This is a genomic window from Acidobacteriota bacterium, from assembly GCA_026393675.1.
In the GTDB taxonomy this organism is placed as follows: domain Bacteria; phylum Acidobacteriota; class Vicinamibacteria; order Vicinamibacterales; family JAKQTR01; genus JBAXOX01.
Map to the genome: position 1 here is coordinate 41,304 of JAPKZQ010000014.1, position 21,423 is coordinate 62,726.

Sequence of the window (21,423 nt, forward strand, 5' to 3'; positions counted from 1 at the left end):
TCAGTGAATGAAGTCGTTGTCATGTTCATGAATCGAAGGACTTAGAACGCCGACGTCTGGTACTTCCGCCGCAGCTTCGTTCGGACGATGATGGCTGTCAGGTTCAGCAGCACGACAATCACCAGGAGGAGCACGGCGGTGGCATAGACCATCGGTTTGGCCGCTTCGACGTTGGGACTCTGGAAACCGACGTCGTAGATGTGAAAGCCAAGGTGCATGAACTTGCGCTCGAGGTGCAGGAACGGGAACGTCCCATCGAGCGGCAGGTCTGGCGCCAGTTTGACGACGCCGGTGATCATCAGCGGCGCAACCTCGCCCGCGCCGCGCGCCATGGCGAGGATGAGACCAGTGAGGATGCCTGGCGCCGCGGCAGGCAGAACCACACGCAGGATTGTCTGAAACTTCGTGGCGCCAGTCGCAAGTGATGCCTCGCGCATCGATCGCGGCACGGCTGCCAGCGCTTCCTCGGCTGCGACAATCACGACGGGCACGGTGAGCAGCCCGAGGGTAAGCGAGGCCCAGAGGATCCCGCCGGTGCCGAACGTCGGAGTCGGCAGGCGTTCGGCGTAGAACATCTGGTCGATCGTGCCACCGACGAAATAGATGAAGAACCCGAGACCGAATACGCCGAAGACGATTGAGGGCACACCGGCGAGATTGTTGACGGCGATGCGGACGATTCGGACGAGCAGTCCCTGCTTCGCGTATTCGCGCAGGTAGAGCGCGGCCACCACGCCAAACGGCACGGCGACGCCGCTCATCAGGAGCACCATCATCAGGGTGCCGAAGATGGCCGGGAAGATGCCACCCTCGGTGTTCGATTCGCGCGGGTCGCCGCTCAGGAACTCCCACAATCGGCTGGCGTACAGGCGGGCCCGATCGATCCTGGTCAACTGGTTGGCCCGGTAGGCGCGGAACACGTCGAGGGTGGCGAGGTCCTTCTCGCGGCCATCGGCGACCTTGACGGTGACGCGTGTGCGCGCAGCTTCCTCGGTCTGCTGCCCGAGACGCTGCTCGAGCAGCGTGTACTGACCTGTCAGCGCGGCGGTCTCGCGCTCGAGGCGCTCGCGGGCGGCTGGGTCCTTCTTGAGCGCCAGCCTGGCCTGCTCGATGCCGGCATCGACGGCGCCAATCTCGTCTCGCTCGAGGCGACGGATGGCGGCCCGGTCCCGTTCGGCCTTGTCGATGAGCGGTACCAGCGCGTCCCATCCGGGACCGGCCCCCTGCCCGATCGTGCGATCGCCATCGGTGACCTTGACGACTCGCCCAAGGAGCGGCCCGTATTCGCGCCGCTCGAGATAGACCGCATCGGCCGGCCACGCGCGCGCCTCGATCTCGGCCTCGTCCACCCACCGGTAATCGGCACCGAAGAGATCGCGATTCCCCAGCTTCAACTGGATCCTGAAGCGCGGCAACGGCTCTGGCGCTCCGGGCGTGGGGATGATCTCACGCCCCGACATCTCGCCAAGGAGCACGGTGCCGTTCTTGAGCGTGAGCTCGATCAGCCGGCCCGGCCAGAAGTAGCCGAGGCCGCTTGTCAGGATGAGCGCGATCATCCCGCTGATCATCAGCAGGCAGACGCCCAGGCCCGTGCCGGCCAGCCAGATGGCGGGGTCGCCGCGCCGGATGAGGTCGCGCAGGGCGCTCATCACACCGCCTTGTACCGCTCGCGCAACCGCTGCCGGATCACCTCTGCCACGGTGTTGACGAGGAACGTCAACACAAACAGGAGCGACGCGGTGAGAAACAGCGTGCGATAGAGCGTGCCAGCCTGCGGCGACTCGGGAATCTCGACGGCAATGTTGGCGACGAGCGTGCGCATGCCGTTGAAGATCGACCAGTCCATCAGCGGCGTGTTGCCTGTGGCCATGAGCACGATCATCGTTTCGCCCACCGCGCGGCCGAAGCCCACCATGATGGCCGAGAAGATCCCAGGGCTTGCCGTCGGCATCACGACCCGGACCGCCGTCTGCCACCGGCTCGCGCCGAGGGCCAGCGACGCGGCCGTCAGGTTCGACGGCACGCTCGAGAAGGCGTCCTCCGAGATCGTGAAGATGATCGGGATCACCGCGAACCCCATTGCGAGGCCAACGACGATGCAGTTGCGCTGGTCGTAGGTGAGGCCCAAGGTTTCCTTCAGCCAGAAACGGGCGTCGCCGGTGAACAGCCACCGCTCGAGCGACGGCCCCATCTCATGCGTCAGCCATACGGCGGCCAACAGCATGGGCACAATGACGGCCAACTCGGTGCCGGGGCGGAGGCGCGCCAGGATCCTGCGCGGAAGCACGCGCCACACCAGGACGCCCACCGTACCGAACAGGGGCGCGACAACAAACAGCGCGGCCATGGCCACGAGGTTCTTTTCAACAATCGAGGCGAGGTAGAGGCCGGCCAGAAAACCGATCACGACACTGGGCAGAGCGGCCATGATCTCGACGGTTGGCTTGATCTTCGCGCGGATGGACGGGTGCACGAACTGTGACGTGTAGAGCGCGCTGAGCACCGAGAGCGGCACGGCGAAGAGCATCGCGTACAGCGTGCCCTTGATGGTGCCGAAGATGAGCGGCACCAGGCTCAACTTCGCTTCCACGTCGTCGGTGGCGCCGGTGGACTGCCAGACGTACTCGGGCTTCGCGTAGCCCTCGTACCACACCTTGCCGAACAGGACCGTCCAGCTGGTTTCCGGGTGCGGATTCACAATGGCGAAGCGGTCGACAAGGCCACCTCGTGCGGCAAGCAACCCATCGGCCTTCGGCGTGATCAGGAGCGCGCGAACCACCTCACCAACAGAGACGTCGGCCAGCACGCGCTCTGACGTGAAATGGCGCAGGATAATCGTGCCGTCGCGCCCGGCCGTGGCGAAACTGCGCTCGCGCCCCGACATCGCGATGGCGACAACCGCGCTCGACTGCCGCTCGTAGGTATGAGCCCGGACCATGACCGACGCATTTTCCGCGCCCAGCGGAGCACGGAACCAAGCGGACACACTGCCGTCCTCAGTGCCTGCCACCCACGACTTGCCGCCGAGCACCCATTCGAGGGCCGTGATGCCCCCGCCGCCAACTGGCGACACGTCGGTCAGCCGCATGTCTGGTTGAGGGATCCAGTGGTAGACATTGCCGCGATCGGTGCCCGCAATGAGTGCGCCGTTGCGGCCGAGGCGAATCGCCGTCACGCGCTGGGGTGCGGGAACGGTGAGGATGGCACGCCACTCTTTAGCGTCGGTGTCGGTCCACCAGTAAGCGATCTCGCGGTCGGTCAGCAGGGCCGCCACGAACTTCTGCCCCTCCTGCTCGAGGTACGACACATCTCGGACGGGACGCTTCCCCGGATCAATCTCGACCAGCCCGCGTTCCCGAAGATCGATGGCGAGATCGACCATCTTCTGCCCTTGGTACTGCGGGGTGAAGCGGATCTGCATCAACGACACGCAACCGTCGCTGGTGCCGGCAGCCACGAAGTTGCCGAGCAGTGTTTTCGATGAGGCGGTGATCGTCGCCGCACCGAGCCCTGGAACCGGCAGTTCGCGGGCAGCCGCTCCAGAGTCGTAGCGGTAAAACACCAACCGACCGTCCGGCTCCACCGTGTAGATGTACTTCCGGTATTCGTCCGTACCGAAAACGGGAAGGCTGGCCGCTCCGACGGCGTACGGCCGGCTGTCGAGACGTACCTGTCCGGAAGTGGAAAGCGTCGCCGGCTTGAAGAGCGGCACAGCCTGCGCGGCAATGAAGACGAGAATGCCGAGCACCGCGATGATGACACTGACGCCACCGAGCGTAATCACGCCCACGGCCGCGCGGTCGATGCGCTTGAGGCGGCCGATCCGCCTGGCGGCACCGGCCATTCTCGCGCGCACGCTCGGAATCGAAGCGTCCATCATGAGATGGAAATTACTTACTGATCTTGGCGATTTCCTGCTGGCACTGGGGGGCAGAGAGCGGCATATAACCGTCCTTGACCACCACCTCCTGGCCTTCCCTGCTGAAGATGAGCTTCACGAATTCGCCGACGATCGGGTCGAGGGCCCTGCCCGGGGCCTTGTTGACGTAAATGTACAGCAAGCGCCAGAGCGGGTACTTTCCGCTCTTCACATCCTCGTAGCTCCCATCCGAGGTCGCCGACGTCGCGGTTTCCGACAGCGGGACCGCGCGCACGCCAGACGTCTTGTAGCCGATGCCGCTATAGCCCATGCCGAAGCGATCCTCGGTGACGCCCTGGACAACCGACGCGGAGCCAGGTTGCTCTTTCACCGTGTCCTTGTAGTCGCCGTTCTTGAGCACGTGCTCCTTGAAGAAGCCATAGGTGCCGCTGGCCGAATTGCGCCCATACAGGCTGATCGGCCGATTGGCCCAGTCGCCGGTCAGGCCCAACTGGCCCCAGGTGGTGATGTTCTCCTTGTAGCCGCGGGTGCGGTTCTTCCCGAAAATGGCTTCCACCTGCGCGAGGGTGAGCGACTTGATGGGATTGTCCTTGTTCACATAGACGGCGAGGGCGTCGTAGCTGGTCTTGAGTTCGGTCGGCTTGTAACCGTACTTCGCCTCGAACGAGTCGATCTCGGCGGTCTTCATCTGGCGCGACATCGGGCCGAACTGCGACGTGCCAGCGATCAGCGCGGGTGGCGCCGTGCCGGACCCCTTGCCTTCGACCTGGATCTTGACGCTCGGGTAGAACTTCCGGTACGTCTCGGCCCACAGCGTCATCATGTTGTTCATCGTGTCGGAGCCAACGCTGGTCAGGCTGCCCGAGACGCCGCTGACTTTCTGGTAGGACGGCAGCATCGACGTCAGCATCCCCGAGCCGGCCTGGGCGCCGAGCAGCGTCATGCTGGCAGCGGCAAGTACGAGAGCCATCAGTGCACGTTTCATCAATCGTTCCTCCACAAACCTCCGGCCCGATCTCCGTCGATGTCCACCTCCGATGCTATCGGGCGGCCTGGACGGGGAGATTGCGCCGTTGTTAAATCCGGGTAAATTCGTGCGGTGGGGCGGGCCTCACCGACCCGCCCCGTCCGCATCGCATGCCTCTACCAAGTCCAGAACCACGTCACGCGGAACACCATGTCGTTCCTGGCAGGAGCGGTCGCGCCCGCCAGCGGGGTCCCGTAGTTGACCCACTCGATGTTGGGGCTGAAGCGGACCGACGGGTGGATGTAGTACTCGATGCCCGCGATGCCAAGGTTGAACGGCGCACTCTTGTAGATGGGCAGATAGTCGATGCCGGCGGCATCGGGGTTCGCGTTCGAGTGGTCGAACCTGCCGAACACGCTGAACTTGCTAGGCTTGACGATCCACACGCCGAAACCCGATACCACGTTGATTGTAACGACGGGGTTTGTCGTGCCTTCATTGGGCTGGCGGGTGTGGTGGAGATACTGGATGCCCACCCGGCCCTGGGGCGTCTGGTACCCCGCGATCGCCTGCAGCGTCAGGCGGTTCGCCGAGAGCGGCTTGTAGTAGTAGCCGTAGAACCCTTCGGCGACAAAGCCGGGGTTGGTGACGTACCGCACGGCGAAGCGGACGGCCTTGTACTTGTCGATCTCGGAGTTGTTGCCCGAGTCGTTCGCGAATTGGGCCGTGTACTGCAGGGTGTTGTCCTGATTGAGCGGGCCGGAGAGGCTGACGCCGAAATCGCGCGACGAATCGATGCGGTAAAGGTCCTCCGGCGTCTTCTCGATGTGGCGCAGGCCGAACAACGTCTCGTTGAAATCAACGTTCGGTGTCGGCTGGATGCCCACGGTCACCTGGTGCTTGCCGTGGTAGGCCCACTTCACCCACGCGTCCTTGATGTACGGGTTGATGCCGGCTGTCGGCGATGTCAGCTTCCCGTTGCTGTCGGCTTCGAGCCGGAACCGCATTGAGACGGCCGGGCTGAACGTCCGGTCGTAGGTGAAGTACATCCGGCGGAACCAGAAGCCCTGCTGCGTGTTGAACGCTGCCACATTGTCATTCTTGAAGTAGTAGTAGTCGCCGAACATCAGGCCGCTGAACTTATCCGGCGACGGCGCGGGCGGCGGTGGGGGCGGTGGCTCGGGCACGGCCTCCGACATTCCATGCTTGAAGAAGAAGAGCTGCAGCGCACGCTCGCTGTCGCCGATGACCGTCTCGCCGTTTGGACCGGCGTTGAGCTTCGTGATGCCGACGCCCATCTCGCCGCTCGTCTCAAAAGCGTCGGCGCGGGCCGCCGAATTGAAGACGTAGATGCGGCCGTCCTTGGCGATTTCCTTGTAGTACAGACCTTGCGCAAGCAGGGGGCTGGCGGCCAGGACGACAACTGCCACGACGAGCAGTGCCAGGATGGCGACGCGGCCGGGACGAAGAAGACGACTCATGCGTTCATGCCTCCATGCAGGTGACGTGTCCTGCGTTCGGACACCAGCATATGCATGACGTGTTGCTGCCACGTCGCACCGGTGTTACGACGGGGTTAATTCAACGGAGGGAGCGGAGAGCTACCAGGTCCAGAACCACGTCAGGCGGAGCACCAAGTCGTTGCTGGCAGGGGCCGCCGCGCCCGCCGTCGGCGTCCCGTACTTCACCCACTCGACGTTCGGGCTGAAGCGCACCGACGGGTGGATGTAATACTCGATGCCCGCCACGCCCAGGTTGAACGGCGCGCTCTTGTAGATGGGCAGGTAGTCGATGCCGGCGGCGTCTGGGTTCGCGTCCGAATGGTCGAACCGGCCGAACACCGTGAACTTGCTCGGCTTGACGATCCACACGCCGAAACCCGACGTCACGTTGATCGTTGTCACCGGGTTCGTCGTTCCCGCATTGGGCTGGCGGGTGTGGTGGACATACTGGATGCCCACGCGGCCCTGCGGGTTCTGGTACCCCGCGAGCGCCTGCAGCGTGAGGCGGTTCGCAGCGAGCGGCTTGTAGTAGTAGCCGTAGAAGCCCTCGGCCACAAACCCGGGGTTGGTGACGTAGCGCAGCGCGAACCGGACGGCCTTGTACTTGTCGAGCTCCGAGTTGTTGCCGGAATCGTTGGCCACTTGAGCCGTGTACTGGACGGTGTTGTCCTGGTTGAGCGGGCCTGAGAAGCTGACGCCGAAGTCGCGCGTCGAGTCGATCCGGTAGAGGTCACCCGCTGTTTTCTCGATGTGGCGCAGGCCAAAGAACGCGTCGACGAAGTCAAGCGTCGCGGTCGGCTGGATGCCAATCGTCACGTGGTGCTTGCCGCGGTAGGCCCATTTCACCCAGGCGTCCTTGATGTTCGGATTGATCGCGACTGTCGGCGATGTCATCTTCCCGTTGCTGCTCGCCTCGAGCCGAAACCGGGTGGAGATGGCCGGGCTAAACGCGTGGTCGTAGGTGAAGTAGATGCGGCGGAACCAGAAGCCCTGCTGCGTGTTGAACGCCGCCACGTTGTCATTCTTGAAGTAGTAGTAATCGCCGAACATGACCCCGCTGAACTTGTCGGGCGACGGCGCGGGTGGAGGCGGTGGGGGCGGCGGCTCGGGCACCGCTTGGGGAATTCCCTGCGCGACAAGCGAGCTGGCCGCCAGGACGACAACTGCCACGACGAGCAGTGCCAGGATGGCGACGCGGCCGAAACGAAGAAGACCACTCATGCGTTCATGCCTCCATGCAGGTGAGATGTCCCGCGAACGAAAACCAGCACATGCAGGGCATGTTGCCGTCACGTCGCACGGATGTTACGGCAGAGTTAATTCCTGGGGGCGGCGGGCCGGGCGGCCCGCCAGGGTCAGTATCGGATCACCTTCTCCACCTTGTACCGATCCTCCTCCGGCCTCAGCAGGACCAGTTCGGCCGGCTCTCCCTGCGCGACGACGCGCGGGGCGCGCTTCGCCTTCCAGTCGGGCAACGACACGACATCGCCCGTCTTGAGGGCAGGGTCCCACAAGGGTGCCACCACAAGACCCGTCGCATCGATCGACTCGAGGGCGCCCATCGTGTGCAGGTCACCCAGATCCTCGATGCGCGCGGAGAGCCTCGTCACACGCTGGCCGTCCGCCATCCGGACGCCGCGCGTGGCGACAATGCCGACATCCGCCACAAACGGCGCGACGCCCGTTCCGGGTGCCACCGTTGCGTTGCGAATCAACACATAGAAGAGATTCGTCTCGTTGATGGGCAGGGTCTCATAGCGCCGCTTGTCGGCCTGCTCGACACGTTTGGTCGCGAGCGCATCGAGCGCCGTCATGATAGCCACGAAGTTGAGCCGAACCAGGTGCGGATCGGGCTCGGCCGCCGGCCACGCGCCGGTCTCGATCAACACGACGCTCGTCCCCCACTTCGTCAGGTTGTCGCCAAACGCTCTCACCTCAAACTCATCGTCATATCGGGCGACGCGGCCCGGAGCGAGCGGTTCAAGCGCGTCGCGAATCACCGCGCAGATCTTCTTGGTGAGCAGGCGCCCGACTGATTCGGTCCGCGCCTCGTCAAACGCCACCGAGAGCAGTGAAATCGACGCCGGCTGGCCGGTCTTGCCGGCCTCGGTGCGCCAGTTCTGGTTGTGCAGGTTGAAGCCGATTGGGGCCTTCACCCGATCCCGGAGCGCCTTCAGCGCCTGGCCTTCGGGAGTCTGGAGTCGCAGCCCGTCGCGGTTGATGTCGATGCCTTGTGCGTTGCGGCGCTGGAACCGCTCGGCGCCGTCCGGGTTAAGCATCGGCACGACGTGGAGCGTCAGGGCGCTCAGTATTCGGGCGATCGCGGGATCGTCCCGGTGGCGCCGCGTGTATTCGAAGATGTCGAACAGGGCCGCCGTGGCCGTTGGCTCATCGCCGTGCATCTGCGACCAGAGCATCACGTGGAGCGGCCCGGTGCCGAACCAGATGTGATTGATGGAACGTCCCTCAACCGAGCGGCCGATTTCCTCGAGTTGAAACAGGTCCGATCCGATGCGTTGCACGTCGCGGAGCTGGACCTCGACGTCGGCATGACGGATCAGTGGCGGCACCGACCACGAGACGTGTTCCTTGTCCCAGGCATCGACCAACTGCTGTGGCGTGAACGACGGCGGGATGGGTCGTGGCGTTACCTGTGCGTTGGCGTGAGACCAGGCTCCCGCCACCACGATGATCAGGGCACCGGCAGCAAGTTTGACGCGATTCATGAGTGAGCCTCGCGGATGGTGGTGGTTGACGTGGAACAGCATAGCCGATCGAGTGCGGGTCACGGGTGTCCGGGGTAAGATAGCGGCCCGGAGTGCCATCATGACGCATCATCCTTCTTCCGCCGCCACGTCACCGGAGCGGTCCGATCCAACGCAGACGCTTCGCCGCCAGATCGGAAAATCCCCGGCGTCGTGGGCCGTTGACGATCTTGTCGCGTTTGTCCGCGATCGCCGTATTCGCGTGCTGTCGCTGATGCACGTGGGGGGAGACGGATGGCTGAAGACGCTCGACTTCGTCCCGCGCGATGCCGAACACCTGGCGGACGTGTTGGCCGGCGGCGAACGGGCCGACGGGTCGAGCCTCTTTGGAGATCTCGGAATCCCAATTGGCGCATCCGACATCGTGATGCGGCCGCGGTTGTCGACAGCATTCATCGATCCGTTCTCGCCGGAACCGACGCTCGCCGTCCTCTGCAGCCACTACAACCGCCAGGGCGAGCCCCTGGCCGAATCGCCGGACACGCTGGTTCGGGCGGCCTACAAACGCCTGGTTGAGAACACTGGCGTCGAGTGGCAGGCGCTCGGCGAGATCGAGTTCTTCCTGGGCCAGCGCGGCGAAGACGCCCAGGTCTACGGCGCGAACGAACGCGGGTACCACGCCAGTTCGCCCTTCGTGTTTGGCGAGGCACTCCGGCGGCAGGCCCTGACGCACCTGGCCGAGATGGGTGTGCCTGTGAAGTACGGCCACTCGGAAGTGGGCTACGTCGAAGCCGATGCCACCGATTCGCGCGTGTGGGAACAGCACGAGATCGAGCTATGGCTCCAGCCGCTGCCCGAAGCCGCCGACGCCGTCGTGCTGACCGAATGGGTGCTGCGCAACCTGGCGCAGCGCAATGGGATGCTCTGCAGTTTCGCGCCGATGGCGCGCCAGGGTCACGCCGGCAGCGGCATGCACTTCCACTTCGCGCCATGCTCCAACGGCACCTTCCTGCCGCACACGGGACCGGACGGCCGCCTCACCAGTGAGGCCAAGTGGCTCATCTGCGGCCTGGTCACTCACGGCGGCGCGCTGATGGCGTTCGGCAACCGCAGCCGCGACTCGTTCATCCGGTTGAGCCAGGGCAAGGAAGCCCCAAGCGTGCTGACATGGGGACGCTACAATCGCCGGGCGCTTATCCGGATCCCGATCGTGCCCACCGATGCGCAGGGACGGCCGACCAGCGCTGAGACGATTGAATTCCGCCTCCCCGACGGATCCACCCATCCGCACCTGCTGCTGGCCGGCGTGGCGCAGGCAGTGGTCGCGGGCAAGTCGACCCCGGATCCGGATGGATTGCTCGATCGCACGGCCGTCACGGCGCACGGGGCCGCATCGGTGGCGAACCGCGTGCCGCTGACGTTTGCCGAGATCGCCGATCATCTCGTCGGAAGCCGCGCGGTGCTCGAGGCCGGCGGCGTGTTCACGTCGAACCTGCTCGATCGGGTCATCGCGCTGCTCAGAGCGTAATAGGGCGGCCACAGGGGGCCGCCCCTGCGAGATCGGGGCACTAAGTCTGGGCGACGATGATGGGATGATCTTCCATCGCGTTGCGCAGCAGCCTGACGAGGTCGCGCGCCATGGCGTCCTCGGCGAGTGGCCCCGTTTTTCCAAGTCCGAAGATCTCGAGCAAAGCCCGCCACATCTTCGATAGCGCCTTCAGCGGCCGTTTCGAGTGCGCAGCCCGTCCCCACGCGGCCCAGCCATCGCCATCCAGATCGAACCAGGGAATGGCGTACGCGATGGGCTTGATGCGCACATCCGTGAACCCGGCGTCCACACACCAGCGCATGAAGTCAGTGGCGACAATCTCCTGCTCGGTGACGCCAAATTCGCCCGTCGCGCGCGTCGAATGACCGGCGTCGGCATGTCCCCGGCCTGGCTCCGAGAAGGCCACCTTGCCGCCAGGTTTCAACACCCGTCGGATTTCAGCGAGCCCCTTCACCATGTCAGGAACGTGGTGGAACGCATTGAGGCACACTGCCTTGTCGAAGCTCGCGTCCCGAAACGGCAGGTGCTCCAGATCTCCGGCGACCAGCCCTGGTTTCGCGCCCATCCGATCGCGCCCGAGCTTGAGCATGTCGAGTGCGATGTCGATGCTCACCGTGTCAATGTTCAGGCGTCGCAGCCATTCCGACACCCAGCACGAACCGGCGGCCAGATCGAGCACGCGCTCGCCCGGAACGGGCGCCAGACACCCGATCGCGACGGCGAAATCATGGATGAGCGACAGGCTCTCGCCGACCATGTTGTGGCCGGGCGGGGCAAACGGCTTGGCACGCTCCCAGGGCTCCGAACCCGATCGGGACAGGTAGGCCTTCTCGGCGCCTTTCGTCCCGCGAGTGTCGTCTGACATGTCTGGCCATTATAGGGCCGCCGGGGTGGCTGAATCTGGGGCGATCAAGCCGGCGGGAACCCCGTGATAGACTGGCCCTTGCCTCACTGGTGAGGTTCGGTTGGCCACGCTTCGCCCCCCATCGCCGGCCGTCTCGCCGCCCGCCGACCCCACCGGAGGAGAGAACTCCATGTCTGTGACCTACGACTACAAAGTCCGAACCAACTATACCGAAGACGTGCCGAGGCTTCGCGCCGCGCATCGGATCCTGGCTGAGTTTCCGTTCACGCCAAGCCTGCCCGAGAAGGGCTACACCAACCGGACGCTCTTCATCGACCTCGACACGATGACCATCAAGGAGAAGGCGGTCACCAGGGAGATGGTGGACATCTTCACAGGGGGGCGCGGTTTCGGTCTCTACTACCTCTGGCATGCGACGACACCGACGACGAAGTGGAATGATCCGGACAACGAAATCATCATCAGCCCTGGTCCGCTGGCTGGCAACACGCAATACGCGGGATCGGGCAAGTCGATCGTCGTGACGATTTCTCCCGAAACCGACCTGCCGATCGACTGCAACGTGGGTGGCTACTTTGGGCCGCTCGTCAAGTTCTGCGGCTTCGACGCGGTCGAGATTCGCGGCAAGGCAAGAAGCGAGACCGTCGTCGTCATCGACGGCCCGCGCGGGATCATCCGCTTCGAAGAGGCGGAGGAAGAGACGCCGGATAGTCATATTGCCGGCGAGATCTTCACGCACATGTACGCCGACGATGTGAAGGACATGCAGAACGTGTCGGTCGTCTCGGCCGGCAAGGCGGCGGAATCCGCGTATATCGGGTGCCTCAACTTTTCATGGTACGACCCGAAGCGCGCCGCCGTGCGCCTCAAGCAGGCGGGGCGCGGCGGCACCGGCACGGTGTTCCGCGACAAGAAGCTGAAGGCGCTCGTCGTGCGGGGCTTCAAGATGAAGGCCGACCTGAATCGCGCGGCCGACTTCCCCGTCACCGTCCAGGTCGGCAAGAAGATCAACAAGGAGATCCACGACCACGACGACGAGCAGTGCCACATGCGGCGGCAGGGCACGGCGCATCTGATCGAGGTGATGGACGCGTACGACCTGCTCCCGGTGCACAATTTCCAGTACGGCAAGCACCCGGACACGCCGAAGATCGACTCGCAGGTGTGGGACAAGCGCTTTACGCAGGGCATTCCCGATCATTGCTGGTACGGCTGCGGCATGGGTTGTTCCAAGGGCGCCGATGGTCATCACGTCCGCACGGGCCCCTACAAGGGCCACATCGTCACGGTGGACGGCCCCGAGTACGAGAACGCTGCCGGTCTCGGATCGAACTGCGGGCTGTTCGATCCCGACTGGATGCTCGAGGTGAACTTTTACTGCGACACGTACGGGATCGATACGATTTCGTACGGCACGGCGTGCGCGTTCGTCATGGAATGCTATGAAAGAGGCATCCTGAACAAGGAGCGCACCGGCGGTGTCGAACTCACGTGGGGCAACGGCGAGGCCGAGGTGGAGCTGCTCCATCACATGTGGCGCGGCGAGGGCTTTGGCGTCATCGTCGGCAAGGGTGTGCGCTACATGCAGAACCTGTTCATCAAGAACGGGTGGGGCGACCCGCAGCTCATTCGCGACATCGGCATGCAAAACAAGGGCCTCGAGTTTTCACAGTACATGTCGAAGGAGTCGCTGGCGCAGCAGGGCGGGTACTGCATGACCAACAAGGGCCCGCAGCATGATGAGGCGTGGCTCATCTTCATGGACATGGTGAACAACCAGATCCCGACCTTCGAGGACAAGGCCGAGGCGCTCTACTACTTCCCGCTCTTCCGCACATGGTTCAGTTTGCAGGGCCTCTGCAAGCTGCCCTGGAACGACATCGAACCGCCGGATAATCACGAGAAATATCCGGGACCCGAGGCCGCGAAAGTCCCGGAGCACGTGGACAACTACCTGGCGCTCTACACGGGCATCACGGGCAAGCCGCTCGACAGGGCGTCGCTGATTGATCAGTCGGCGAGGGTATACAACTTCCAGCGCGTCTTCAATATCCGCAGGGGATCAGGGCTCCGCGAGCACGACATGCCGCCGTACCGGGCGATGGGGCCAGTGACGAAGGAAGAGTACGAGTCGCGCGCCGATCGCTACGACAAGCAGCTCAAAGAGATCGTCGGCGTCGATCCCGCCGGCAAAACGACCGAGGAGAAGATGAAGCTGCACCGCGAGTGGCGGATGGATCGCTACAACAAGCTGCTCGACGCGGTATACAAGCGCCGCGGCTGGACGTCCGGCGGTGTCCCGACACTGGAGCGGCTGAAAAGCCTCGGGATCGATTTCCCGGAAGTTGTGGAGTTGGTCAAGCCGCATTTGGGATAACAGTGGATTTTTGCGACCGATGCTGACCGTCAATGACGAACCGCTCGAGTACGACGCAGGGATGACCGTCGCCGACATCCTCAGGAAGCGCAACTACATCTGGCGCATGCTGGCGGTGTTCGTCAACGGCACGTTCGTCCGGCGCGGCACGTACGACAAGACGCCGGTGCCCGACGGCGCCGAGGTCAAAGTCATCCACCAGATCGCGGGGGGCTGAGCCCGGACACCATTTTGATTGAGGGCGGCCGGGCGTCTCTCCTGACGGATCCCGGGGTCTCTTCGGCCGTGCATCTTGATCTGGAGGCCGGGTCTTCAGACCAGGCGCAAAGGCATATCCCCCTTTCCGGGGATGCGGGGCCTCGCCGCCGGGCGTAGACTCCGCATCATGATCTCCATCGTCAATCCCGTCCGCATCAACACCCGCGTCGTTCTGCGCGTCTACGCGGCGGTCGCCATCGTGCTGGGCGTCGTGCTGGTCGGCTGGGGGCCTGCCTGGTTTGGCATTGATCTCGGCACGTTCCTCTTCTACAAGGCGGCGCTGGTGCGAGTTGTCGGAGCGGTCATCGTGGCCGCGGGCTGTGTGGCGATCGCGCTCGGTCGCGTGGAGGATCCGGAATCGCGCCGGCGAGGACTTGGTTGGATGGCGCTGGGCCATGGCGTAGTCGCCGCCGTGGTTCTCAGTCAGCATGTCGCCATCTGGGGCAGTGCCTGGTCGGGTTCAGCGACAGCAATACTGACCACAGTGGCGGGGCTGCTCTTCTACGTGTGGCAGTTCGGCGAAGGAGCCGGCCCGCAGATCTGGGGGCGGATGGTCTCCCTGTTTGGCGACGACGACGTCTCCGCCACCTACCGCCTTCGTTCGGGGTACGAGCAGAGCATCCGTCAGGCCGCCGCGCAAGAGGAACGGAACCGCCTTGCCCGCGATCTTCACGACTCGATCAAACAACAACTGTTCGCCATCCACACGGCCGCTGCGACGGCTCAGGCGCGATTCGATGGCGAGCCGACTGGAGCCCGTGTGGCCATCGATCAGATTCGCGACTCCGCCCGTGCGGCCATGAGCGAGATGGATGCCATGCTCCAGGGCCTGCGTGCCGCGCCCCTCGAAAACGTCGGTCTGGTCGAGGCTCTCAAACAGGCATGCGAGGCCCTCGCCTTCAGAACTGGCGCCCATGTTGAATTCACACCAGGCGAAATGCCGTCCAGTTTGACGTTGCCGCCGGGCGCACAGAACGCCATCTTCCGAATCGCCCAGGAGGCGCTTGCCAACATCGCACGTCACGCTCGAGCCAGTCACGTCCGGGTCGCGCTGGGTGGCAGCCAGGGCGACATCGAATTGATGGTCAAAGACGATGGGTCGGGATTCGACCAAAGCCGGCCGGCACACGGCCTGGGCATCTCCAATATGCGCGCCCGGGCAGCACAGCACGGAGGACGCATAGAAATGATCAGTCAGCCTGGCGTCGGCACCCGTGTCCGCCTCACAATGCGTGGCGCTGGACCTGACGCGGGTGATGCAAAGTACTACGGGAGACGGGCGGCGATGTTCGGCATGATCGCGTTCATCAATCTCATGATCGGGCTGGGGCTATCACGTAGCGAGAATGATCTTCTGATCATGAACATCCCGGTGTCGATCTTCATGCTCGCCGGGTGCGCGCACGATCTGCTCGCGTACCGACGCGTGCGCAAGGCCCCCGAGACCCGCCGATGAGCACGATCACCGTCGCCCTCGTCGACGATCACCGCGTCGTCACGCGCAGCCTCAAGAGCTACCTCGAGTCATTCCCGGACTTTCGCGTGGTGGGCATTGCGGCAAGCGGAGAGGAACTGCTGGAGCACCTGTCGGAGTGGCGGCCGCAGGTTGTCGTCCAGGACCTGCTCCTGCCTGGCGGCATCGACGGCATCGAAACAACCCGCCGCGCACTTGCCCGGGAACCCTCGGTACGGGTCGTAGCGCTCACGGCGTCGATCGACGAGGGACGCATGATGGCCGCGTTGCGGGCGGGTGCGACGGGCTATGTCCGTAAGGATGCGGAGCCGGAGACGTTGCTCGCGGCCATCCGCGCCGTCGCCCGTGGCAAGACGTTCATCGATCCATTCGTGGCTCGCCGTATTGCCGAGGATGCGACTGCCCACGAGGAGTTGACCGCCCGTGAGCGCGAAGTGCTGCGGCATGTGGCGTTGGGCCTGTCGAACAAGGACATCGCAGAAGCGCTGTCGGTCAGCGAGGAGACCATCAAGACGCACGTCGGTCACTTGCTCGGTAAGCTGGGCGTGGAGAATCGTGCACAGGCCATCGTGCAGGCGCTGAAGCGCAGCCTGATCTCGCTCGACGAACTCGATTAGCGGACAGGACTGTTGTTGGCGAAACTCCCCTCTCGTTCAGGGATTGGCCGTCGGTGTCTTGATTCGGATGGATCCTCCGAAGGTGGCAGAGCGTCTCTAATGAGACGCCATTACACGGAGAGAAACCGCTATGAAGAAGTTCGGGTGGGAGGGCGCCGACATGGGCACGGCAACGGCCGCGCGTGCCATTGAGCCTCTGTGTCAGCTCTGGTGCATTCCGGGATTCCGCGAGAACCGATGGACGCACGCCTTCAAATTGCTGACGCTCTGAATCGTGAGCCCGGCCGGCCTGGAGACACCCGCGACCACGGATGTCTTCCCCGCCCCTGCTAGCATCATCATGCACCCTTGGAGATCACCATGCCGCAACTGAAACCTGGCGATAAGGCCCCCGCGTTCTCGCTCAAGGACCAGCAGGGGAAATCCGTGAAGCTCTCTGCATTCAAGGGTCAGAAGGTCCTGATCTACTTCTATCCGAAGGCCGACACACCGGGCTGCACGAAGCAGTCGTGCAATGTGCGCGACGCGAGGCCAACCTTCGGCAAACTGGGCGTCGCCGCCATCGGCATCAGCCCTGACAAACCCGAGGCCCAGCAGAAGTTCGACACCAAGTTCAGCTTGGGTTTCCCGCTGCTGGCCGACACGGATCACGCGGTGGCGGAGGCATACGGTGTGTGGGGCGAGAAGTCGATGTACGGACGGAAGTACTTCGGCATCGTCCGCTCGTCGTTCCTGATCGACGAGAAGGGGAAGATCGCGCAGGCGTGGTACACGGTCTCGCCCGACGAGACCGTGCCACTGGCCATCGCGGCGCTGAAAGGCGCCTGAGTACGTCTACTGCCTCACTACACGTTTGTCGCCGACCTGCTCCCGTTCGCGGTTCAACTCGACGATATCCACGCTCTCCGACGCTTCGCCGAGCAACCATCGGCAGAAGTAGTCGGCGCGCACCATGTTGAAGTACGCGCCGGCCGTCGCGTAGCCGTGCCGCTGGCCGGGCAGCACGACGAAGTCGAACCGCTTGTTCGCCTTGATCAGAGCATCGATCAGCCGGTAGGTGTTCGCCGGGTGCACGTTGTTGTCAATATCACCGGTCGACAACATCAGGTGGCCTTTGAGGTTTTTCGCCAGCTCCGAGTTCTTCTCGATGTTGTACTCAAACGTGATGTTGCCGTCCTTGTCGACGACTTCCTTGACGCCTTGGTGCTTCTCGCTCCACGTGTTGTTGTAGATGTTGTTTTCGTGGTTGCCTGATTCCGACACCGCCACCTTGAAGAAGTCCGGGTACACCAGCATCGCAGCCGTGGACATAAACCCACCGCCCGAGTGGCCCCAGATGCCGACCTTGTTGATGTCGATGAACGTGTTCTTGCGGGCGAGTTGCTCGACCGCCGCCTTCTTGTCGGCCAGGCCGTAGTCGCGCAGGTTGCCGTAGCCGTAGTTGTGGTACCACTTCGAGCGCTGCGGGCTGCCACCCCGGTTCCCCACTTCGACGACGATGAAACCGAACTGCGCCAGCGACATGCTGCCGCTGCGCGGGTTGAACGTCTTGGTCACGCTCTCCTGCTGCGGGCCAGGATACACGTAGAGGATGACCGGGTACTTCTTCGCCGGATCGAAGTCGAACGGCTTGTACATCACCCCGAACAGGTCCGTGATCCCATCGTCGGCCTTCACCTTGAACGGCTCCGGGTACTTGAAGCCCGCGTCGACAAGCGCGCTCACGTCCGTGGTCTCGAGTGGCGTGACCAGCGTGCCCATCGCGTCGTAGAGCGAGGATGTCGGCGCCATGTTGATGCGCGAGGCGTTGTCGACGAAGTACCGGTTGGAGTCCGCCATGTTCGCCGCGTGCGACGCATCGCCGGGGTTGAGCAGCTTGAGGCCCGTGCCGTCGAGATTCACGCGGTAGAGATGGGGGTAGTAGGGATCCTCGCCGGCCTCCCGGCCAAGCGCGGAGAAGAAGGCGACGCGGAGTTTCTCGTCGATGCCATCGACACTGGTCGTCACGAACTCGCCAGACGTGATGGCATTCTTGAGGGCGCCTGTGGCGGCGTCGTAGAGGTAATAGTGCCCCCACCCGGTCCGCTCGGACCAGTGCACCAACTCGATGCCCTTGTTGATGAGGCGCAGCGGCTTGGTGTCGATGTACGTGTTGAGGCGCTCCTCGATGAGGACCTTGACGTCTCCCGTCTCCGGATTGGCAACGCAGATGTCGACTCTCTTCAGATCTCGACTCGTGCGGGTGAAATAGAGCTTGTCGGCGGTTTCGCTCAGCCACTGCGGTGGCGGAGGCGCATCCGGTCCGGCGGCGGCACCGCCGCCCTGGCCACCGCGGCCGCCGCCGCCACGCGTCGGCATGTTGGCGATCGACACGGTCTGGTCCTTGAACTTCTCGATCTTCGTCTTGACCATCGCCTTGGTGTCGCGATCGAACACATTGAGTTCGGACTGCGGCACGTTGGCTTCGCCGGGCATGGCGTAGCGGTAGGTCTCGAGCTTGGGCCTTGGTGACGCCAGCGAATCGATGACCCACAGGTCCGCGACCTTCCGTTGGTCGCGGCGAACCAGGGCGAACTTCTTTGAATCGCGCGACCACGTCACCATCACGGCAGCCACGCGGGCGTTCTTATCGGTTGCGGCCTGGTCGCCTTCAGTCTGCTGGTCCTCTTCCTGCTGCTGCTCGATCTGGCCGCCGACCGGCGCCGTTCGCGCGTAGCTGTAGTTCTCCTCGCCGTCCTTCGTCAGTTGCACTTCGACGATCTTGGGATCGTCGGCCTTCTTCTCGGCGAGCGCGAAACTGGCGGCATCCATCATGAACAGGTTGTGGTTCCGCGCGAAGATGATGGTCTTCTCATCGGGCGACATCTGCACCCACCGGGGTCTCCTGGGCGCCCGATAGTCGTCATCAAGCAGATCCAGCGCGCCGGTGGCGAGGTCGTACTCGAAGTGCAGCGTCCTCGGGCGCGGCGGAGGCGTGGCCGCGCCAGGCCTCTGGCCGGCCTGGCCCGTCTGCCCGCGCTGCTGCTGCTGTTGCTGGGTACGTTGCTGCTGATCGTCGTCGTCATCGGTGCCAGCGTCGCTGGTTTCGACCGGGACGTACTTCTTGACGACCGCTCCGTCCTTTTTCACGGCCGCCGCGCCCTTCTTGTCAGCCGCAGGCGGCTCTGGCGGCGCCGGTTTCTTCGGTTTGACGATCTGGGCATCACGCGGCACGGTGACGTCGAACTGGAAGGCCGAGTCCTTCTTCACAAACCTGATGGTTGTAAACGGCAGATGCTGCGCGTCGTAGGGCTGGAGCGTGATCGCGGTCAGCGTCGCCGCCATCTTCGCGTGATCGAAGAGCGGCGCTCTGATCTTCTTGACTGCGTCAACGATAAGGAACTTGCGACCGTCGCGGGTCTGATAGCTGTACCAGAAGCGGTCGCCGCTTTCGAGCCATCTCGGCGTCACAGAAGAATCGAAGACGAGCCGGCCGACCTTCTGTGTTGTCCACTGAGAGGCCAGGTCGTAGTTCGGCTTCGGCGTGGGCGGCGCTTTCTGGGCGCGAGGTGTAGCGGCCGGCATCACGGCAAAGGCGAAGGCGAGGCCGCACACGACGAGCAGGCGCGACAGGCTCGAACGCTGGTGAGCTACGGACAGGAACATGACCGACTCCTTGTGAGATACGTGATCACTCGAGGACGGAATGGGCGCCGGGCCGGCTGGTGTCGGCCCGGACTGGACGTGCGAATGAATGGAGATGGTTTCAAAGCCTGCGTAAGTGGCCCGTTCTGCGGCCGCGAGAACGGGTTGTGAAACCGGTTCTCTGGACGCGCGAGACTAGATTTCGACAAACCGGGATTTCTTCGCGCCACAGATCGGGCATTCGTCCGGCGGTGTCCCGAGTTCGATGTAGCCGCAGATCGGACACAGATAGAAGTGCGTCTCGGCCAGATCCCGGCCCTGCAGGACCGCATCGAGCGCCGCCTGGTACAGCCTGGCGTGGACGGCTTCGGCTTCGACGGCATAGCCGAACATGCGCTTCGCCTTGTGCCCTTCGGCTTCGGCGGTCGCCAGCATCGGCGGGTACATCTCGGTGAACTCATATGTCTCGCCGCTGATGGCGGCCTTCAGGTTCTCCGCGGTGGACTGGATCGCGTCGAGCGCACGCAGGTGCCCTTCGGCGTGAATCCGTTCCGCCTCGGCCGTGGTCCGGAACAAGCGAGCGATGCTCGGAAGTCCCTCCTGCTCCGCTTTCGCGGCAAATGCCCGGTATTTCTGGTTCGCCTGACTTTCCCCGGCAAATGCGTCTTTCAGATTGTCAATGCTTGTCGGCATGAATTGCCCTCCCGGTTGTCGATGGAGAATGCCACAGCGAGCGGTCGGTTGACTGCTCAGGGTCGCATCCTGTCGAGCTGCGGCCGGTGGGCGTTCTCACCAGCCTGGCCGGGGGGCCAGCACGGGCCGTATTGTAGACGTGACCGAGCCAAAAAGCATGTGCTATGGTCGTACAGTCTCCGCGAGGAGAGGTTCGCAGCCAGCGACATCTTCCGGAGCCATCCGTAGACAGGAGTGCTCTCATGCGACATTGGTTGGCGCTCACCACGTTGGTGCTGGCCCTTCTTGCTGGCCCGGCCTGCAAGAGCAAGCAGACGCTGCCGCCCGTCGCTCCATCTACTCAAGCGGCGGCCATACAACTGGGATTCGCGGCGGGTAGTATGGTCGCCCAGGGGTCGCAGCCGATGGAGCTTCGCAAGGAGTCCGCGCTGGGCTTCGCCCGCAGCGAAGCCGATCTGCTCACCTTCATGGGCCGGCTGCAGCTCTCGGAGACTGATGCGGCCGCCGTCGCGTCCGGCATGCTCGATGGCTTTGCCGATCCGAATCCTGCGCGGGGGTCTCAACTCATCTCCGATGCGATGAACCAGGTGATGGCTCGGCTCGAGGTGAGTCCGTATCCGGAGTTGCTGTGGGCATTCAGAGTGGGATACACGGTCGGCCACATGGCCGAGACCGTCAACGTGCTGACCAGGGGCACACCTCAACCAGAGCACGTCCAGGCTTTCGCGGTCCTGACAGCCAAGGACCGGGAGACACTGCAGGCGGACCTCGACCAGTCGGGCTTGCCGGCCGAGCTTTATGACCCCATCCAGGCCACCAACATTGAAATACGGTCCGTGTCAGACCTGCTTGCGATCACGCGGGCCTGCCGGAAAGTCAAAGGCATGGTGGCCCAGTTGCAGTGAGAATTGG

16 protein-coding genes and 1 pseudogene are annotated in these 21,423 nt (G+C 63.8%); 8 read left to right on the top strand and 9 right to left on the bottom strand.

Going from position 1 to position 21,423, the window contains the following annotated elements; translation table 11 throughout:
- Nucleotides 1–41: 41 nt before the first annotated feature.
- From pstA to NT151_04600, 6 genes are all read right to left on the bottom strand, one after another.
- Nucleotides 42–1,649: a phosphate ABC transporter permease PstA gene (gene pstA, locus NT151_04575; protein MCX6538196.1), complete on the bottom strand. Its 1,608-nt coding sequence runs from the start codon at nucleotides 1,647–1,649 to the stop codon at nucleotides 42–44.
- Nucleotides 1,649–3,880, bottom strand: a complete 2,232-nt coding sequence (locus NT151_04580) for an ABC transporter permease subunit (GenBank protein ID MCX6538197.1) — start codon at nucleotides 3,878–3,880, stop codon at nucleotides 1,649–1,651. Before NT151_04580 ends, pstA begins: the two co-directional genes overlap by 1 nt.
- Before the next feature lie 10 nt (nucleotides 3,881–3,890).
- Complete coding sequence (locus NT151_04585) at nucleotides 3,891–4,868, bottom strand: PstS family phosphate ABC transporter substrate-binding protein (protein ID MCX6538198.1); 978 nt, start codon at nucleotides 4,866–4,868, stop codon at nucleotides 3,891–3,893.
- Nucleotides 4,869–5,023: 155 nt separating this feature from the next.
- Nucleotides 5,024–6,328 (bottom strand): hypothetical protein, encoded by a 1,305-nt coding sequence (locus NT151_04590; GenBank protein MCX6538199.1) that lies wholly within the window; start codon nucleotides 6,326–6,328, stop codon nucleotides 5,024–5,026.
- Nucleotides 6,329–6,448: 120 nt separating this feature from the next.
- Complete coding sequence (locus NT151_04595) at nucleotides 6,449–7,570, bottom strand: hypothetical protein (GenBank protein MCX6538200.1); 1,122 nt, start codon at nucleotides 7,568–7,570, stop codon at nucleotides 6,449–6,451.
- 134 nt (nucleotides 7,571–7,704) lie between these two features.
- Nucleotides 7,705–9,075 (bottom strand): M14 family metallopeptidase, encoded by a 1,371-nt coding sequence (locus tag NT151_04600; protein ID MCX6538201.1) that lies wholly within the window; start codon nucleotides 9,073–9,075, stop codon nucleotides 7,705–7,707.
- 100 nt (nucleotides 9,076–9,175) lie between these two features.
- Between NT151_04600 and NT151_04605 the strand changes: the two genes are divergently transcribed.
- Nucleotides 9,176–10,582: a glutamine synthetase family protein gene (locus NT151_04605; protein ID MCX6538202.1), complete on the top strand. Its 1,407-nt coding sequence runs from the start codon at nucleotides 9,176–9,178 to the stop codon at nucleotides 10,580–10,582.
- Nucleotides 10,583–10,622: 40 nt separating this feature from the next.
- Here NT151_04605 and NT151_04610 read toward each other — a convergent pair whose 3' ends face one another.
- On the bottom strand, nucleotides 10,623–11,468 hold the full coding sequence (locus tag NT151_04610) for a class I SAM-dependent methyltransferase (protein MCX6538203.1): 846 nt from the start codon (nucleotides 11,466–11,468) through the stop codon (nucleotides 10,623–10,625).
- 169 nt (nucleotides 11,469–11,637) lie between these two features.
- Here NT151_04610 and NT151_04615 point away from each other — a divergent pair, with 169 nt between their 5' ends.
- The 6 genes and pseudogenes from NT151_04615 to bcp all read left to right on the top strand — a co-directional run bounded on the left by NT151_04615 (nucleotide 11,638) and on the right by bcp (nucleotide 17,022).
- Nucleotides 11,638–13,845, top strand: coding sequence for an aldehyde:ferredoxin oxidoreductase (locus NT151_04615; protein MCX6538204.1), 2,208 nt, complete (start codon nucleotides 11,638–11,640; stop codon nucleotides 13,843–13,845).
- A 19-nt stretch (nucleotides 13,846–13,864) separates the two neighbouring features.
- Nucleotides 13,865–14,062, top strand: coding sequence for a sulfur carrier protein ThiS (gene thiS, locus NT151_04620; protein ID MCX6538205.1), 198 nt, complete (start codon nucleotides 13,865–13,867; stop codon nucleotides 14,060–14,062).
- A gap of 168 nt (nucleotides 14,063–14,230) precedes the next feature.
- Entirely contained in the window at nucleotides 14,231–15,559 is a 1,329-nt protein-coding gene (locus tag NT151_04625) for a sensor histidine kinase (GenBank protein ID MCX6538206.1), read from the top strand.
- Nucleotides 15,556–16,194 carry a response regulator transcription factor gene (locus NT151_04630; protein MCX6538207.1) on the top strand — a complete coding sequence of 213 codons (639 nt, stop codon included), beginning with the start codon at nucleotides 15,556–15,558 and terminating at the stop codon, nucleotides 16,192–16,194. The genes NT151_04625 and NT151_04630 overlap by 4 nt, the downstream gene beginning before the upstream one ends.
- A gap of 139 nt (nucleotides 16,195–16,333) precedes the next feature.
- A pseudogene (locus NT151_04635) lies at nucleotides 16,334–16,465 on the top strand (DNA-binding protein).
- An 89-nt stretch (nucleotides 16,466–16,554) separates the two neighbouring features.
- Nucleotides 16,555–17,022: a thioredoxin-dependent thiol peroxidase gene (gene bcp, locus NT151_04640; protein ID MCX6538208.1), complete on the top strand. Its 468-nt coding sequence runs from the start codon at nucleotides 16,555–16,557 to the stop codon at nucleotides 17,020–17,022.
- A gap of 6 nt (nucleotides 17,023–17,028) precedes the next feature.
- On the opposite strand, the gene NT151_04645 is transcribed toward bcp, so the two are convergent.
- Both NT151_04645 and NT151_04650 read right to left on the bottom strand, forming a co-directional pair.
- Complete coding sequence (locus tag NT151_04645) at nucleotides 17,029–19,839, bottom strand: DPP IV N-terminal domain-containing protein (GenBank protein MCX6538209.1); 2,811 nt, start codon at nucleotides 19,837–19,839, stop codon at nucleotides 17,029–17,031.
- 174 nt (nucleotides 19,840–20,013) lie between these two features.
- The gene (locus NT151_04650; GenBank protein MCX6538210.1) at nucleotides 20,014–20,511 is read right to left on the bottom strand and encodes a rubrerythrin family protein; all 498 of its coding nucleotides are present in this window, start codon (nucleotides 20,509–20,511) and stop codon (nucleotides 20,014–20,016) included.
- 242 nt (nucleotides 20,512–20,753) lie between these two features.
- Between NT151_04650 and NT151_04655 the strand changes: the two genes are divergently transcribed.
- Entirely contained in the window at nucleotides 20,754–21,416 is a 663-nt protein-coding gene (locus NT151_04655) for a hypothetical protein (GenBank protein ID MCX6538211.1), read from the top strand.
- Nucleotides 21,417–21,423 lie beyond the last annotated feature (7 nt).

What these genes read in the sequence shown, in the direction of transcription:
- pstA (MCX6538196.1), bottom strand. Translation starts at nt 1,649, where the DNA reads ATGAGCGCCCTGCGCGACCTCATCCGGCGCGGCGACCCCGCCATCTGG.
- NT151_04580 (MCX6538197.1), bottom strand. Translation starts at nt 3,880, where the DNA reads ATGATGGACGCTTCGATTCCGAGCGTGCGCGCGAGAATGGCCGGTGCC.
- NT151_04590 (MCX6538199.1), bottom strand. Translation starts at nt 6,328, where the DNA reads ATGAGTCGTCTTCTTCGTCCCGGCCGCGTCGCCATCCTGGCACTGCTC.
- NT151_04595 (MCX6538200.1), bottom strand. Translation starts at nt 7,570, where the DNA reads ATGAGTGGTCTTCTTCGTTTCGGCCGCGTCGCCATCCTGGCACTGCTC.
- NT151_04600 (MCX6538201.1), bottom strand. Translation starts at nt 9,075, where the DNA reads ATGAATCGCGTCAAACTTGCTGCCGGTGCCCTGATCATCGTGGTGGCG.
- NT151_04605 (MCX6538202.1), top strand. Translation starts at nt 9,176, where the DNA reads ATGACGCATCATCCTTCTTCCGCCGCCACGTCACCGGAGCGGTCCGAT.
- NT151_04610 (MCX6538203.1), bottom strand. Translation starts at nt 11,468, where the DNA reads ATGTCAGACGACACTCGCGGGACGAAAGGCGCCGAGAAGGCCTACCTG.
- NT151_04615 (MCX6538204.1), top strand. Translation starts at nt 11,638, where the DNA reads ATGTCTGTGACCTACGACTACAAAGTCCGAACCAACTATACCGAAGAC.
- thiS (MCX6538205.1), top strand. Translation starts at nt 13,865, where the DNA reads ATGCTGACCGTCAATGACGAACCGCTCGAGTACGACGCAGGGATGACC.
- NT151_04625 (MCX6538206.1), top strand. Translation starts at nt 14,231, where the DNA reads ATGATCTCCATCGTCAATCCCGTCCGCATCAACACCCGCGTCGTTCTG.
- NT151_04630 (MCX6538207.1), top strand. Translation starts at nt 15,556, where the DNA reads ATGAGCACGATCACCGTCGCCCTCGTCGACGATCACCGCGTCGTCACG.
- bcp (MCX6538208.1), top strand. Translation starts at nt 16,555, where the DNA reads ATGCCGCAACTGAAACCTGGCGATAAGGCCCCCGCGTTCTCGCTCAAG.
- NT151_04645 (MCX6538209.1), bottom strand. Translation starts at nt 19,839, where the DNA reads ATGTTCCTGTCCGTAGCTCACCAGCGTTCGAGCCTGTCGCGCCTGCTC.
- NT151_04650 (MCX6538210.1), bottom strand. Translation starts at nt 20,511, where the DNA reads ATGCCGACAAGCATTGACAATCTGAAAGACGCATTTGCCGGGGAAAGT.
- NT151_04655 (MCX6538211.1), top strand. Translation starts at nt 20,754, where the DNA reads ATGCGACATTGGTTGGCGCTCACCACGTTGGTGCTGGCCCTTCTTGCT.